The sequence below is a fragment of the Mycobacterium innocens genome (assembly GCF_900566055.1).
GTDB lineage: Bacteria > Actinomycetota > Actinomycetes > Mycobacteriales > Mycobacteriaceae > Mycobacterium > Mycobacterium innocens.
In genome coordinates this window covers 1-15,233 of sequence record NZ_UPHQ01000026.1, presented here as the reverse complement: position 1 = coordinate 15,233, position 15,233 = coordinate 1, and the positions used below count along the sequence as shown (strand labels likewise).

Below are 15,233 nucleotides of genomic sequence, written 5' to 3'. Positions count from 1 at the left end.
GTGGGCGGGGTCGTCGGCGGCGTGGTGGGCGGCGTCGTCGGCGGAGTCGTCGGCGGCGTGGTGGGCGGGGTCGTCGGCGGCGTGGTGCGCGGGGTCGTCGGCGGAGTCGTCACTCCCGGTGACCAACCCGGCCACGGCGGAATGATGACCGGAACCGGGATTGGAATGGGTGCGGGCACGACACCGGGAGGCGCCGGGGCAGGTGCAACCGGCTCCCCGCCCGTCGCGGGCGGGGTCTGCTGCCGAGGAACCACGCCCTGGACGGCCGGGACGGTACCTCCCTGGAAGCCTGCGGTGGGGTTGTCGGCAGGTGGCGGTGGGACCGGTGCCTGCTGTTCCGTCGGCAACAGCGGCATGAACTTGCCCGGCTGCGCGTTCTGGTAACCCTGGACCGGCTGCGACGCCGCGGTCGGCCGGATGGCGACCGCCACCGCCACCGCCAGCGAGGCGAATCCGATGATCATGAATGCCACCACGGCATTGCTGATCAGCAACGACCGGGAGTTGAGCCGCGGACGGCCCGATGCGGCCGCCTCGTCGTCGCCATAGTCGCCGTACTCGCCATAGCCGTCGTCATAGTCGTCATAGTCGTCATAGTCGCCGGCCTCCGAGTACGCCAGCTGGGCATCTGTTGCCTCACCCGCTGGCACCGCGGCCGGTGGCAGAAATGTCGTCGCGTCTGCGGCCACGACCGGCTGCGCCATCGTCGAACCCGACGCGCCCGCTGCCGCCCCGGCAACCAACGCCGCGCCGCGGGCCAGGGCGAACGTCGGATCGTCGGCAACCTGCACCCGCATCGTCGAGGCGGCCTGAAACTGGTCGGCCAGCACCGAGGTCTGCTCGGCAGAGGCACCCACCAGCAAAACCTCACCGGGAGCACCCGACTGCTCGTCGAGCCGCGCCATCAGCGTGTCGAATGTTGCCGTGGCGTCACCCGCCACCGGCGCGGCAGCCAGCACGGTGGGCGGCGCGTCACCGGCACCGGCGACCGACAAACTCGCCGCCTGCTCGCCGACCAGCAACACAGCCGAGTCCGAGCCCTGCGCGCCCAACAGCGCGGTGGCAGCCTCGGACTCCGACAGTACCTCAACGTCGTGGACCCCGGAATCGACCAGGGCCTGCCGCAGTTCGTCGGCTTTGCCGTGATCCGGCCAGCACAGCCGGGTGGCGACCAGCCGGTGGCCCTCGTCGGCCAGCAATCGGTCCGTGCCGGCCACCGTCTCGGTCAACACCGAGATGGGCTCTTCGGCCACATCGACCGAGGATTGGTCGATCACGGCGGCACCCCCGGCGCCGGCCCCGACAAGCGCCAACCGCGCGACCGGACCCGCTACCGCGACCCCCAACACGACGTCCATTTACGGTCTCCTTCGGCTGGCGACCCCACGGCCAGCAATGTCCGGCATCATTAGACTGCGATACGGTCGGCAGTATTCATCTTTTCAGGCGACAAACGCAGCGTAACTGGATTTCCGAAGGGCTGGGTCACACTCGAAACCCTGCCACCTGCCACGTCGTCCGAATGGAGGATATGTTCGCAATCCAACAACGCCGAGCGCCCGGCAGGGGGTTCCCTCGCCGCCGCGCCGACCCCGAGGCAGCCGCAACCGATCTCGATCCCAGGGAGGCATCGTGAGCCTGAGCAGCGACGACACGCCTACCGGCCCGATCATGGGTGCGCGGCCGCCGGCCCCGCCCGGTCAGGCCCGGGACTCGCTACGAAGGTGGAGCATCAACCGGGACCTGGCCGCCGGTGTGCTGGTGGTCAGCGCGCTGTTCTTCCCGTGGAATCTGTATTTCGGCTTCCGGATTCCGGGCAGCAGCAGAATCTTATTCGGGGTCCTGCTGCTGGTGACGCTGCTGTCGTTGACCGCGGCCGTCGTGCCGTACCTGGGTAAACCCGAACCCGGCCGGGCAGGCCGGCTGCGTCTGGGCCTCAACACCCCGTATCTGCTGCTGGTGTTGGCGTTCGTCGTCTACGACGCGTTCCAAACGATCCGGTTCGGTGGCACCGTCAACGTGCCGGGCGGTGTCGGGCCGGGCGGCTGGCTGGGAACCGCCGGCGCGGTGCTCGGCGCGCAACCGTCGATCACCGGCGCGATCGCCGACGATGACAAACACCGCAACTGGTTGCTGGGTGCCCGAATCATCGGCTATGCGTCGATGTTCGGCGCCGCCCTCAGCGCGGGTTTCAACCTTGTCTGGCGGGTGCGATACGCGTTGCATCCCGCTGGCGCCGCCTCCGGGTTCGGCAAGCAGAACATCGTCGTGATCGACACGGCGGTGGTCTATGGCATTGTCGCGCTGGTTGCGGTCCTGGTTGCATCCCGGTGGATGCTGAAGGGCACCGAAGGCTACCGGCTGTCCACGATTGCGCTGGGAGCCTCGGCGCTGGTCGCGGGAGTCATCGTGTGGGTGCTGCCGGTCGGCCGCGAAATCGACGCATTCCACGGCATCGCGCAGAACACCTCGACGGCCGGCGTCGGATACGAGGGGTTCCTGGCGTGGGCGGCCGGCGCTGCCATCTTCGCGCCGCTGACCTTGGTGCGGCCCCCGGGCGGCCGGCCAATAGCCAAGGCCGTCTGGCGCGCAGCGACCCGAAACGGCTTGCTACTCATCGCCGTGTGGTGCCTGGGTTCGGTGGTGATGAGGCTGACCGACCTGAGCACGGCGGTGATGTTGGATTACCCCTATTCACGCTATGACACCATGACGCTGGCGGGCTTCGATCTGGTCACGGCGGTGCTTGCGATCTGGCTTCGACTCAACCTGACAAACGATGCGCTGCCCGGCCGGCTGATCTCGTCGCTGTCCGGATTTCTGTTCGCGCTCAGCGTTTCTCGCGTCATCGTCGGCGTCGTCCTGGCGCCACGATTTGCGACACCCCCCGGCGCCCCGGCGAACCCGGTCTACGGCAACAACCTGGCCCAGCAGATCAGCAGCGTCTTCGACGTGACGCTGTGCGGCCTGGCCCTGAGCATTCTCGCCGCCGTCCTGATCGCCCGGCGGCAGCGCCCGCCGCGGCGAATGCGGCCACATCCGCGACGCCCCCGGTCTGGTCGGCGCCGCACCCCACCGGGCGGGCGGCCCGCGTTGCCGTCGGAAGCGGAGACGGCCCAGTTCCGGACACCGGAGGCGGGCCATGACGCACCCACCACCGTCCTGTCCGGGCCGGGGCCGTCCCCCCGGATCTTCCGATCAGCCGAGGCGACCGGGCCCGTGCGCCCGACGATCTACCGTCCGCCAGGCGACTCGCAGTAACGGTCAGCGCAGGGCCGCGAACGCGAACTCACGCAACCCGTCGCCCGGTGCCACTGCCGCACGGAAGCCCAGCAGCTCGGCGGCTCGCGCCGGATCGGCGACGATGTGGCGCACATCGCCGCTGCGGTACTGCCCGGTGATCAAGGGAGACATCGAGTCGCCCCGGGCCTCGCACAACACGGTGGCCACCTCCAGGATCGAGATCGGCTGCCCCGAACAGACGTTGGCGGCGGTGAACCCGCCGCGGTCCGCCGCGGTCAGATCCACGGCTGCCAGGTTGGCCGCGGCGACGTCGTCGACGTGGACGAAATCACGCATCTGACCGCCGTCTTCGAAAACCCTTGGCGGCTCCCCCTTTTCCAGCGACGAGCGGAAGATCGCCGCGACCCCGGAATACGGGGTGTCGCGCGGCATGCCGGGACCGTAGACGTTGTGGTAGCGCAGGGCCACGACCGAGCCGCCCGTCGACTCCGACCACGCCAGCGCGTAGTGCTCCTGCGCCGCCTTGCTGGCCGCGTACAGGCTGCGCGGCCGCACCGCGGCGGCTTCGTCCACCAGCCGCCACCTGACCGGGTCCCCGCAGACCGGGCAGCGGTGCTCGAAGACGCCGGCGTCCAGATCGGCCCGCCGCCGCGGCAGCGGGTCGACCAATCCGTGCCGGCCACAGTGGTAGCGGCCCTGCCCGTAGACCACCATCGACGACGCCAGCACCAGGCGGCGTACCCCGGCGGCGAACATCTGGGCCAGCAGCACCGTGGTGGCCAGGTCGTTGTGGGCGCCGTATTCGGGCGCGTCGGCGGCGTCTACCCCGGCACCCACCATCGCCGCCTGGTGACACACCAGGTCAACCCCGGCCAACAGCGGCGCCAGGGCGTCGCCATCACGGACGTCCACTCGGTGACACCCCGGCGGTAACTGAGCGTCGGGCCCGTGCGCGGCCGGCAGCAGGGCGTCGACGCCGACCACCTCATGGCCGGCGGCGCTCAGCGCGACGGCCACCCGGGATCCGATGAAACCGGCCGCACCGGTCAGCAGCACCTTCACGGCAGCTCGAACGGCAACGAGACACCGGCATGAAGCCGGCACAAGGTGCAGGTGCGCTCCGCGGCGGCCCGGCCGATCGCCGCGCGCACCAGCTCCTTGAGCATCTCGATGTTCTCTCCGAAGCTGGCGAACACGTTGGCCGCTTTCACACCCTCACCGGCATCGACACCCGCGTCGATATCGGTCACCAAAGCGATTGCTGCATAGCATAATTCGAGCTCACGAGCGAGGATTGCCTCCGGATAGCCGGTCATGTTGACCAGGTTGAACCCCGCGGCGGCAAACCACTGGCTTTCCGCGCGGGTGGAAAACCGCGGGCCCTGGATCACCACCAGCGTGCCGCCGTCGACCACATCGGGTAACCCGGTTACCGCGCCGCGCAGCGTCGGACAGTACGGATCGGCGAAGGTGGCGTGCACCCCGCCGGAGTCGAAGTAGGTGTCGGCCCGGCCGCGGGTGCGATCGACCAACTGGTCGGGCACCACCACCGCGCCGGGCCCGAGCCGGGAGGTCAGGCTACCCACGGCGCACGGGGCGAACACCCGGCGCACGCCGAGAGCGCGCAGCGCCCACATGTTGGCCCGGTAGGGCACGGTGTGCGCCGAATACTGGTGGTGGACGCCGTGTCGGGGCAGGAACGCGACGTCGTGGCCTCCGACGGTGCCGATGGTGATCGCGCCGCTGGGCCGACCGTAGGGGGTTTCCGGTTCGACGGTGCGCGCATCGGGACCGAAGAAGGTGTAGAAGCCGGTACCGCCGATCACTGCGAGCATCCGCTCATTGTTGTCTATGCCCGGAAGTTGATCGCGGGTGCGCGACACCGGCAGGATGCCTTGGTGGCCAGTTTTACGCAGTGGATCGCCGGCGCTCGCCCGCGCACCCTGCCGAACGCGGTGGCGCCCGTCGTCGCGGGCACCGGCGCCGCGGCCTGGCTGCACGCCGCCGTGTGGTGGAAGGCGCTGCTGGCGCTGGTTGTCGCCGTCGCGCTGACCGTCGGCGTCAACTACGCCAACGACTATTCCGACGGCATCCGCGGCACCGACGACCAGCGGGCCGGCCCGGTGCGGCTGGTCGGCTCACGGTTGGCGGCCCCCCGCTCGGTGCTGACCGCGGCGATGGTGAGCCTCTCGGTCGCCGCGGCGGCCGGGCTGGTGCTGGCGCTGGCGAGCCAGCCGTGGCTGATCGCCGTCGGCGCCGCCTGCATCGCCGGGGCGTGGCTGTACACGGGCGGGGCGAAACCCTACGGCTACTCCGGTTTCGGCGAGCTGGCGGTGTTCGTGTTCTTCGGCCTGATCGCGGTGCTCGGCACCCAGTACACCCAGGCCTTGCGGGTCGACTGGGTGGGGCTGGTGCTGGCCGTCGCGACGGGAGCGCTGTCCTCGTCGGTGCTGGTGGCCAACAACCTGCGCGACATCCCGACCGACACGGTGTCGAACAAGATCACCCTGGCGGTGCGGTTGGGCGATGCCCGCACCCGAGTCCTCTACCAGGGGCTGCTGGTCACGGCGGGGGCGTTGACGCTGCTGTTGACGATCGCGACGCCGTGGTGTGCCGTCGGTATGGTGGCCACGCCGCTGGCCCTGCGTGCGGCCGCGCCGGTGCGATCCGGCCGCCGCGGGCCCGAGCTGATCCCGGTGCTGCGTGATACCGGGCTGGCGATGCTGGTGTGGGCGGTTGCGGTGGCCGTGGCGTTGACGGTGGCCGGGTGAGTGTGCGTGCCGGACCTGCCGGGCATTCAGGCTGGGCATTCAGGGCGGGCGCTGTTGGCGCCGCGCGACCCTGGGCGCACACTCGAGGTGTGGATAACAGCTATCGAGGACGGGTATGACGAAGATCGCCACAGCCGCCGGGACCACGAGCGTGGGGTTGCTCAGCGTCGGGGCGTACCGCCCCGCACGGGTGGTCACCAACGACGAGATATGCCAGAACATCGACTCATCCGATGAATGGATCTACACCCGAACCGGTATCAAGACCCGCCGGTTCGCCGCCGCCGAGGAATCCGCCGCATCGATGGCGATCGACGCCAGTAGGCAAGCGATCGCCAGTGCCGGCCTCGAGGGCAGCGACGTCGACGGCGTGATCGTCGCCACCAGCACCCACTTTCTGCAGACCCCGGCGTGTGCCCCGATCGTCGCCGCGGCGTTGGGCGCCCAAGACGTTCCGGCATTCGACATCTCAGCCGGATGCGCCGGGTTCGGCTACGCGGTGGGGGTCGCGGCCGACATGATCCGGGGCGGCAGCGCCGGCACGGTGCTGGTGATCGGCACCGAGAAACTGTCCCCCACGGTTGACATGCAGGACCGGAGCAACTGCTTCATCTTCGCCGACGGCGCCGCCGCGGTGGTGGTCGGGCAGACGCCGATGCAAGGCATCGGACCAACCGTCTGGGGCAGTGACGGCGAACAGGCAACGGCGATACGGCAGGACATCGACTGGATCACCCACGCGGAGAACCCAACCGGGCCACGACCGTTCCTGCGCTTGGAAGGTACCGCCGTCTTTCGGTGGGCGGCTTTCGAGATGGGCAAAGTCGGTCAGCGGGCGCTGGACGCGGCGGGGGTAGCTCCCGACGAGATCGACGTGTTCATCCCGCACCAAGCCAACAGCCGGATCAACGAACTGCTCGCCAAGACCCTGCAACTGCGGCCGGATGCGGTGGTGGCCAACGACATCGAGCACACCGGGAACACCTCGGCGGCGTCCATTCCGCTGGCGATGGCCGAACTGCTGGCGACCGGGACTGCCAAGCCGGGCGACCTGGCGTTGTTGATCGGTTACGGCGCCGGCCTCAGCTATGCCGCGCAAGTGGTCCGAATGCCTAAGGCGCCGAAGGGATAAGCGAGATTTCAGCTTTCGCCGGCACGCTGGTCGGAGTTCGGATCGTCGGGATTCTCACCCCGCAGCCGGGCCCGCAGCCGTTCGCGTTCGGCGCGCCTGCGCTCCCCCGCCACCGCCAGGGCGGCAGTGGCCCGCCGGCGCAGCGGAGTGAACATCCACATACCCAACGGCATCGCAATGGTCAGACCGAACAGCGCGGCGACGACAACCGGGAACTCGGCGATGCCGGCCAGCCGCGCCACCCCGTAGATCGCCCCGGTGACCACGACCGCGAGCAGCAACCGGGCCGAAGCGTAGAGCGCCACGTCGACGACGCCGCGGTGCTCGGTGGTTTTCTCGGCGCTGGTGCCGTTAGGCGCTGCTGACACAGCCTGAGCCTACGGCGCGGGTATATTCGCTCGCAGGAGGTGTCGAGTGCTTTACCTGCTCGTCGTCCTGGTATTGGGGACGCTGATCTACATCGGCTGGCGTGCGGCACGGTCGCAGACAAGCCGGCCCAAGACTCGCGTTATCGGACCCGACGACGACCCAGAGTTCTTGCGCCGGTTGGGACAAGGCTAACCGGCGCCCGGTCGACCTAGATGAACGCCGGGTTGGTTCGCCGCTGATCGTTGGGAAACCCTTCGGCGACAACGGCGGCCAACTCCATCAGCGCCTCGCGAGTCTCCCGCTTCAACCGCTCGAAGCGGATCTCGGCGCCCTCTTCGAGATGCGGGTCGAACGGCACCAGCCGCACGGCGCGGCACCGCCGCGAGAAGTGATCGACCACCTTCTGCATGTCGACCTTGCCGGACCGCGGCCGGACGGCGTTGATCACCGCGATCGATCCGCGTACCAGCTCGTCGTACCCGTGCGCATCCAGCCAGTCCAGCGTTGCCGAGGCGCTGCGGGCGCCATCGATGGATGCCGAGCTGACCACGATCAGCACGTCGGCCTTGGCCAACACCGCCGACATCGCCGAATGCAGCAGCCCGGTGCCGCAGTCGGTGAGCACCAAGCCGTAGAACCGCTCGAGGATCTCGAGGGTGCGAGCATAATCGTCGGCGCTGAACGCCTCCGACACCGCCGGATCGGTTTCCGAGGCCAGCACTTCCAGCCTGCTGGGGCCCACCGAGGTGTAGCTGCGGACATCGCTGTAGCGCTCGATGCCGTCGGCGTCACGCAGCAGATGGCGCACCGTGGCCGGCGTCTCCACCGGCACCTTCTGGCTCAGCGTTCCGCGGTCCGGGTTGGCGTCGACCGCCACCACCCGGTCCCCGCGGATCGAGGCGAAGGTGCCGCCCAGGGTGGCGGTGATGGTGGTCTTGCCGACGCCGCCCTTCAGTGAGAGCAGCGCGATCCGATAGCAACCGCGCAACGGCCGGTTCACCGCAACCACCAAGTCGTTGTATCGGTTGACCCGTGGGCTTTCCCCCAGGTTGATCAGCTTGCCGGACACCATGTAGAGCCAGCGGCGCCAGCCCTCCGACGGCGGCGGTTTGACCTGCCGCAACAGCGTGCTCGTGGACAATTCCGGATAACGCGTCGACGGCGTGCCCGCCGGTCGCTGCGCGGTCTCTACCGAGGTGTCGGCCGGCTGCCCGCCGAAATAGCTGTAGGGCTGTGGATCGGAGATGGTCGGCAACCCCTTGGCCGGCGTGGTGGCCGCCCACGCGCGCGGTTCGGCGCGGGTCGGCGGCGGGGGCACGATGTGCGTCTCCGATTCGGAGAAGCGTCGCTCGGCGCGGAATCCGGCGAAGGCCCGGGTCGGCGCCTCGCTGGAGTCGCCGCCCGTCTCGCTGGCCGGCAACTGTGTCGTCGGGCGATCCTGGTCTTGGCGTTCCTGTCCCAGTGGCGCCCCCACACCCTCCGTCGGATGGTCAGACACGTTGTACGTCCCCTCGTCGCGTTACTCAGTTTTTGTACCCGCTGCCTGGTCACCCCACACCAGCATAGGAGTGCAAACCGACGGTAACCAGGTTAACGAAGAACAGGTTGAAGACCATGGCCACGAACCCGACGACGTTGACCCAGGCCGCCTTCCGGTCCCGCCAGCCCGCGGTTGACCTGGCATGGAGGTAGGCCGCGTAGACCACCCACGCGACGAAGGACACCGTTTCCTTGGGGTCCCAGCCCCAGTAGCGGCCCCAGGCTTCCTCGGCCCAGATGGCCCCGAAGATGACCCCGAAACCGAACACCGGGAAGGCGAAGATCGTGGTCCGGTAGGCGATCCGGTCCAGGGTTTGGGCATCGGGGAACCGCTGCACGAGGCGGGCCAACGCCCCTTCGGTTGCGGGCTCACCCAGCCGCGAGGTCCGCAGTAAGAACAGGATGCTGGCGATGCCGGCGACCAGGAACACACCCGAACCCAGACTGACCACCGAGACGTGAATGGGCAACCAGTACGACTGCAGTGCCGGCATCACCGGGGCGGCATTGGCGTACAGCCAGCGTCCGGACACCGTCAGCAGGATCAGAACCGGGAGCAGCAGGAAGACCCACAGCGGCCGGTTCTGCGGGCGACGCAGCACCACCGCGCCGGCGACCAGCCCGGACATGCAGGTCAGGTTGATGAACTCGTACATGTTGCCCCACGGCACCCGCATGGTGGCCAGGCCCCGCAGCACGATGCAAGCACCCAGCAGCCCGATGCCGAGGTAGAGCACGGCCAGCCCGGCTCTCCCGACGCGTTCGTCGAACGGCCGCCGCGGACCGTCGGCCACGATGCCCGGGGTGGTGCTGTCGACGGCGACCGATCCGGCGGCCACCGCGACCGGTTCGAGTTTGCGGCCGCGGACGTAGGCCAGCTCGAAGGACAGCAGCAGCAGCGCCACCACCAGGGCCACCACGGCTGAGGTGAACGCCCAGTCGGAGTACCGGGCCAGGCCGATGTTGATGTGCGCGGTGTTCATCTGACGTGCACCTGAGGGCTCCTTCGGGATGCTGCGGGCATCGGGGCCGCCGATTCGCCGAACCCGGCCAGCAATCGCTCGGTCAGCCGCTCGAACTCGTCACCCCAGCCGGAGTTGTCGGTCCGTGCCAGGCCGCCCAGCTCGACGTTCACCGTACCGGGGGTATCGGTGGCCGGCGTAATCCGGACCCAGACCCGGCGCCGGCGCACCAGCAGCGATACCAGCAGCCCGGCCATCATCGTGACGGCGAACACCAGCACCCAGGTTTGGCCGGGGTCGTGGGAGACCTGCAGGTTGACGAAGGGCACGGCGCCGTCGAAACGGACAGTGGTGCCGTCTTGATCGAGGCGTATCTGTTCACCGGCGCGCAGGTTGACCCGCTTTTCCTTGGTGAGCCGGCCCTGTTCGATCAGCCGGGGATCCAGGCTGAACAGCGACTGCGGTCGCCCGGTGTCCAGGCCGGTGTCGCCGCGGTAGATGTCGATGGCCACCGCGGGGGCATCCAGCGCCGGGAAACGCGACGACAACAGGGTGCCGTCCAGCTGCTCGGTTGGTGCCAGCAGGCCCTGGATCGCGATTTGGTGCCGACGGCGTTCTTCGGCGGTGGGATAGCTGCCGGCCGGCGGGTCGATGCGCACCACCCCCGACGACAGCAGGGTCTGCGGGTTGTCGGGTCGCCATTGCACGGTCGACGTGCGGGTCTGCCCGTCGGGGAAGGTCACGGTGAAGCTGGGCGCGTAGCCGTGGCCCTGCAGATATACCCGGTCCCCGCCGACCCGCAGCGGATGGTTGACCTCCAGCCGGTAGGGTCGCCAGGTGTTGGCCGACGGGTCATGGCTGCCCGGGTCCGCCTGGTAGTCGATGTCGGCGGCAAACGAGGTGGCCTGCCCGGACGGCAGGTAGTGGGCCGCGAAGTCGTTGACCCGGATGCAGATCGGGTGCAGCGACGTGCCGTCGACGGTGTTGCCGGCGCGGAACGAGTCGAACGCCGCCGGCGAGGCCGAGCAGAAGCCGGGACCGCCGTCGGCGATGACGATGACGTTGCCCTCGTAGCCGAAGAGCTTGCCGACGGCCACCGCGACCAGCAGACCCAGCAGCGAGAAATGGAAGACGATGTTGCCGAATTCGCGCAGGTAGCCCTTCTCGGCGGAGACCTCGTAGGTGCCGTCTGGGTGCCGTACGATCCTGCGCCAGCCCCGTAGCCTCGCCGCGATCGTCGTGGCCAGCGTGTCCGGGTCGGCCGGATCGGTGAGCCGGGCCTGGGAGCCGGCGTGCTTGGGCAGCCGGGCCAGGTTGCGTGGCGCGGCGACCGGTGTGGCCCGCAGGCTGCGGGCGTGCTCGATCATCCGCGGGGTCAGGCAGCCCACCAGGGACACGAACAGCAGCACGTAGACGGCGGTGAACCAGAAGCTGGAGAACACGTCGAAGGCCTGCAGCTCGTTGAGCCACGGGCCGATCATGGGGTGGGTGCGCAGGTAGTCGTCGACCTTGCCGGCGTTGAGGCTGCGCTGCGGCAGCAGCGCTCCCGGTATCGCCCCGAGCGCGAGCAGAAACAGCAGCACCAGCGCGGTGCCCATCGACGTCAGCGACCGCCAGGTGTTGCGCGCTTTCCCCGCGAGCAGTCGCAAAAGCCCCCAAAACCACTGGTTTTGGGGGGCTTTTGCGACTGCTCGCGCCCCTGCTCGCCCCCTCAAATCGGCAGCCTCACGTCGGACACGACGGCGTCGCGCAGCCAGGAGACCACGTCGTTCCAGACCCCGGTGACCAGCGCCAGGCCGACGGCGATCAGCAGCACGCCGCCGAAGACCTGAATGGCCCTGGTGTGCCGGCGCAGCCAGCCCAGGCCCGCGACCGCCCCCGCCGAACCGAACGCCAGCAGCACGAACGGGATGCCCAGCCCCAGGCAGTAGGCGATCACCAGGACGATCCCGCGGGCCACGCTGGCGCCGTCGGTAGCCGAAGCAACCGCAATCACCCCGGTCAGCGTCGGCCCCAGGCACGGCGTCCACCCGAGCGCGAACACCGCGCCGAGCAGCGGTGCCCCGGCCACCGTCGTCAGCAGCCGCGGGCTGAACTTGACCTGACGCTGCAGGGCCGGGATCAGGCCCACGAACACCAACCCCATCACGACGGTCAACACCCCGCCCACCCGCTGCAGCAGCACCTGGTTACTGATCAGCGTGGTCGTCATGCCCAGCACCGCGACCGTGCCCAGGACGAACACCGTGGTGAACCCGGCGACGAACAACGCCGCCGACCCCGCGATCCGCCACCGGGCCGCGGGCTGCGGCCGTGGCTGCTCGTTGACGCCGACCACGCCCGCCAGATAGGAAAGGTAGCCCGGCACCAACGGCACCACGCAGGGCGAAGCGAACGACACCAGCCCGGCCAGCACGCACACGCCCAGCGCCAGCAGCAGCGGCCCGGCGGCGGCGATCTCGGTGAAAGCGGTCATTGCCGTCCCGGCGGGCTCGACGGTTCCTCGGCCGCTACCCGCTGCACCACCGGCTGCAGATCCTCGGCCAGCAACTCGCGCAGGAACACCGCCGCGACCCGATGCTGGCGATCGAGCACCAGCGTGGACGGAATGACGGTGGTGGGGTATTTGCCACCGAACGCGATCAGGGTGCGCATCGCCGGGTCGTAGATGGACGGGAACGTGACGTGCCGGTCGTTGACGAAATCCAGTGCGGCGTCGCGACTGTTGTCGCGCACGTCGATGCCGAGAAAGGACACCCCGGAGCCGTGGGTGGCGTCGTACACCCGCTGCAGTTGGCTGACCTCGGCCCGGCAGGGTCCGCACCACTGGCCCCACACGTTGACGACGACGACCTGCCCGGCGAAATCGTCGAGGGTCAGCGTGCGCGCCGGGTCGCGCAGGTCCGGCCCGGACAGCGGCCCCGGACGGCCACGGCTGGCCGGCGGGTCGTAGAAGATGTCGGTCTTGCCGCCGGGGGAGACGAATTCGAAGGTGCCGCCCTGGGCGACGGCATCGCGCCCGGAACAGCCGGTCAACACGGCTGCCGCCGTCAGGGCAATCGCGAGCCGCCGCATGCTCAGCAGCCTGCCGGTTCGGAGTACACCACGTCGACCAGGCGGTCGCCGTCATAAACCAGGGAGGTCACCGACGCCAGCGAGCACTCGCGGCGCCGCGGGTCGTGCCACAACCGCCTACCGGTCACGTGCAGTCGCAGCGTCCACACCGGCAGCTGGTGGCTGACGCACACCACCTCGTGGCCGGCGGCGCGCGCCCGCGCCTTGTCCACCGCGGTCGACATCCGTTGCGCGACCTGGGTGTACGGCTCGCCCCACGAGGGCGTGAACGGGTTGCGCAGCTGCCACCACACCCGCAGGTCGCGCCACGCGCCGTCACCGAGGCCGACGCGCCGGCCTTCGAAGAAGTTCGCCGATTCGATCAGGTCATGGTCGGTGTCCACCGGCAGCTCGTGGCGGGCGGCGATGGGCGCGGCGGTCTCCTGGGCGCGTTGCAGCGGCGAGGCGATCACCGCGACGACGTCGCGGCCGGCCAGGAAGTCGGCGACCGCGAGCGCCTGCGCTCGGCCGGCGTCCGACAGCTGGAAGCCGGGCAACCGGCCGTAGAGAACCCCGCTGGGGTTGTGCACCTCGCCGTGGCGCACCACGTGCACCCGGGTTTCTTCGGCCATCAGGCTCTGTCCTCTCGGGCGGCGTTGGCGGCCCGACGGGCCGCACTAGGCAGCGCGTCGGCGATCCGCCCGAACGCGGCGTCATCGAGGGCGGCCGAGACGAACCACGCCTCGAACGCGCTGCACGGCGGGTAGACGCCCGCGTCCAGCAGGGCGTGGAAGAACGGGGCATAACGCCAGGTCTGGCTGGCTCGTGCCGACGCGAAGTCGGTGACCGTCCGGTCGGTGAAGAACACGCTGAGCATGTTGCCGGCGCGGGGAATCTGGTGCGGCACCCCGGCGTCCGTCAGCGCCTCAGTCAGCAGCGCTGCCAATCGGTCGGCATTGGCGTCCAGCGCCGCGTACACCGCGTCGTCGGCGGCGCGCAGGGTGGCCAGGCCAGCGGCCATGGCCACCGGGTTGCCCGACAGCGTCCCGGCTTGATACACCGGCCCGAGCGGCGCCAGTCGCTCCATCACCGCGGCCCGGCCGCCGAACGCGGCTGCGGGCAGCCCGCCGCTCATCACCTTGCCGAAGGTGAACAGGTCGGCGGCCACCGGATCCAGGCCGTACCAGCCACTACGGCTGACCCGAAACCCCGTCATCACCTCATCGACGATCAGCAGCGCGCCGTGTTCGGCGGTGATCGAGCGCAGCGCGGCGTTGTAGCCGGGACCGGGCGGGACGACGCCCATATTGCCCGGGCTGGCCTCGGTGATCACCGCGGCGATCTGCTCGCCGTAACGCGCAAAACTCTCCTGAACGGCGTCGACGTCGTTGTAGGGCAACACGATGGTGTCGGCCGCCGCGGCGCCGGTGACACCCGGCGAGGACGGCAGGCCGAGGGTGGCCACGCCCGAGCCGGCATCGGCCAGCAGCGCGTCGACGTGGCCGTGGTAGCAGCCGGAGAACTTGATGATCTTGGCCCGGCCGGTGTACCCGCGCGCCAGCCGGACCGCGCTCATGGTGGCCTCGGTGCCGGAATTGACCAGCCGTATCCGCTCGACGGGCGCCACCCGCCCGACGATCTCGGCGGCCAGCTCGGTCTCGGCCCGCGTGGGTGCACCGAACGACAGGCCGTTGGCGGCGGCCCGGGCGACGGCGTCGACGACGGCCGGATGGGCATGACCGAGGATCATCGGGCCCCACGAGCAGACCAGGTCGACGTAGCGGTTGCCGTCGGCGTCGGTAAGCCGGCAGCCGTGCGCTTCGGTGATGAACCGCGGGGTGCCGCCGACGGCCGTGAACGCGCGCACCGGGGAGTTCACCCCGCCGGGGATGACCGTGCAGGCGTCGGCGAACAGCTGCGCGGAGACGTGCGTCTGCGCGGTCGCCTGGTCCGTGCTGCTCATGACGACTAGTGTCCCAGCCGCCGCGGCCCTTTCAACTACAGGGTGTAAGAGTTCTACCCGCCGCAGTCCCTAACGCGGATTTCCACGCAGGAGATTCGACGCAACTTTTCAGCTGAATTCGTAGCGTAGGGTTCGGTTTCCCCACCAGGGGACTCGGGTGTCGGGGGGGAGGTCGGCTTGCCGGAGGACGGGTGTGTAGG

15 protein-coding genes are annotated in these 15,233 nt (G+C 69.6%); 4 read left to right on the top strand and 11 right to left on the bottom strand.

The features are described 5' to 3' along the window. The coding region (locus EET03_RS03095) for a DUF7159 family protein (RefSeq protein WP_122508720.1) at positions 1–1,358 on the bottom strand (1,358 nt) is incomplete at its 3' end. Between the two features lie 313 nt (positions 1,359–1,671). Here EET03_RS03095 and EET03_RS03090 point away from each other — a divergent pair. After that, a complete protein-coding gene (locus EET03_RS03090) occupies positions 1,672–3,261 on the top strand; it encodes a DUF7937 domain-containing protein (RefSeq protein WP_099194315.1) in 1,590 nt (529 codons plus the stop codon). A gap of 3 nt (positions 3,262–3,264) precedes the next feature. Here the strand turns inward: EET03_RS03090 and EET03_RS03085 are convergent, their stop codons facing one another. Together EET03_RS03085 and EET03_RS03080 are read right to left on the bottom strand one after the other, a co-directional pair. Next, a complete protein-coding gene (locus tag EET03_RS03085; RefSeq protein ID WP_075541049.1) occupies positions 3,265–4,305 on the bottom strand; it encodes an NAD-dependent epimerase/dehydratase family protein in 1,041 nt (346 codons plus the stop codon). Further along, a complete protein-coding gene (locus EET03_RS03080) occupies positions 4,302–5,078 on the bottom strand; it encodes an S-methyl-5'-thioadenosine phosphorylase (protein WP_208648983.1) in 777 nt (258 codons plus the stop codon). Before EET03_RS03080 ends, EET03_RS03085 begins: the two co-directional genes overlap by 4 nt. Positions 5,079–5,141: 63 nt before the next feature. Between EET03_RS03080 and EET03_RS03075 the strand changes: the two genes are divergently transcribed. Together EET03_RS03075 and EET03_RS03070 are read left to right on the top strand one after the other, a co-directional pair. Further along, a complete protein-coding gene (locus EET03_RS03075; protein WP_075541058.1) occupies positions 5,142–6,014 on the top strand; it encodes a 1,4-dihydroxy-2-naphthoate polyprenyltransferase in 873 nt (290 codons plus the stop codon). 115 nt (positions 6,015–6,129) lie between these two features. Then, positions 6,130–7,146 carry a beta-ketoacyl-ACP synthase III gene (locus tag EET03_RS03070; RefSeq protein WP_099193945.1) on the top strand — a complete coding sequence of 339 codons (1,017 nt, stop codon included), beginning with the start codon at positions 6,130–6,132 and terminating at the stop codon, positions 7,144–7,146. 8 nt (positions 7,147–7,154) lie between these two features. On the opposite strand, the gene EET03_RS03065 is transcribed toward EET03_RS03070, so the two are convergent. Continuing rightward, entirely contained in the window at positions 7,155–7,514 is a 360-nt protein-coding gene (locus tag EET03_RS03065; RefSeq protein ID WP_075541051.1) for a DUF4229 domain-containing protein, read from the bottom strand. 46 nt (positions 7,515–7,560) lie between these two features. On the opposite strand from EET03_RS03065, the gene EET03_RS03060 reads away from it, so the two are divergent. Further along, positions 7,561–7,707, top strand: coding sequence for a hypothetical protein (locus EET03_RS03060; protein WP_089025030.1), 147 nt, complete (start codon positions 7,561–7,563; stop codon positions 7,705–7,707). A 16-nt stretch (positions 7,708–7,723) separates the two neighbouring features. Here the strand turns inward: EET03_RS03060 and EET03_RS03055 are convergent, their stop codons facing one another. The 7 genes from EET03_RS03055 to hemL form a co-directional block, all read right to left on the bottom strand. Next, positions 7,724–9,013: a MinD/ParA family ATP-binding protein gene (locus tag EET03_RS03055; RefSeq protein WP_082274426.1), complete on the bottom strand. Its 1,290-nt coding sequence runs from the start codon at positions 9,011–9,013 to the stop codon at positions 7,724–7,726. 49 nt (positions 9,014–9,062) lie between these two features. After that, positions 9,063–10,037, bottom strand: coding sequence for a c-type cytochrome biogenesis protein CcsB (ccsB, locus tag EET03_RS03050; RefSeq protein WP_063471034.1), 975 nt, complete (start codon positions 10,035–10,037; stop codon positions 9,063–9,065). Further along, positions 10,034–11,614 (bottom strand): cytochrome c biogenesis protein ResB, encoded by a 1,581-nt coding sequence (gene resB / locus EET03_RS03045; protein WP_075541059.1) that lies wholly within the window; start codon positions 11,612–11,614, stop codon positions 10,034–10,036. The genes ccsB and resB overlap by 4 nt, the downstream gene beginning before the upstream one ends. A 113-nt stretch (positions 11,615–11,727) precedes the next feature. Beyond that, on the bottom strand, positions 11,728–12,492 hold the full coding sequence (locus EET03_RS03040) for a cytochrome c biogenesis CcdA family protein (RefSeq protein WP_099193944.1): 765 nt from the start codon (positions 12,490–12,492) through the stop codon (positions 11,728–11,730). Further along, positions 12,489–13,091: a TlpA disulfide reductase family protein gene (locus tag EET03_RS03035; protein ID WP_075541054.1), complete on the bottom strand. Its 603-nt coding sequence runs from the start codon at positions 13,089–13,091 to the stop codon at positions 12,489–12,491. Before EET03_RS03035 ends, EET03_RS03040 begins: the two co-directional genes overlap by 4 nt. A gap of 2 nt (positions 13,092–13,093) precedes the next feature. Beyond that, entirely contained in the window at positions 13,094–13,702 is a 609-nt protein-coding gene (locus EET03_RS03030) for a histidine phosphatase family protein (RefSeq protein ID WP_075541055.1), read from the bottom strand. After that, positions 13,702–15,033, bottom strand: a complete 1,332-nt coding sequence (gene hemL / locus EET03_RS03025; protein ID WP_075541056.1) for a glutamate-1-semialdehyde 2,1-aminomutase — start codon at positions 15,031–15,033, stop codon at positions 13,702–13,704. The genes EET03_RS03030 and hemL overlap by 1 nt, the downstream gene beginning before the upstream one ends. Between the last annotated feature and the right edge of the window lie 200 nt (positions 15,034–15,233).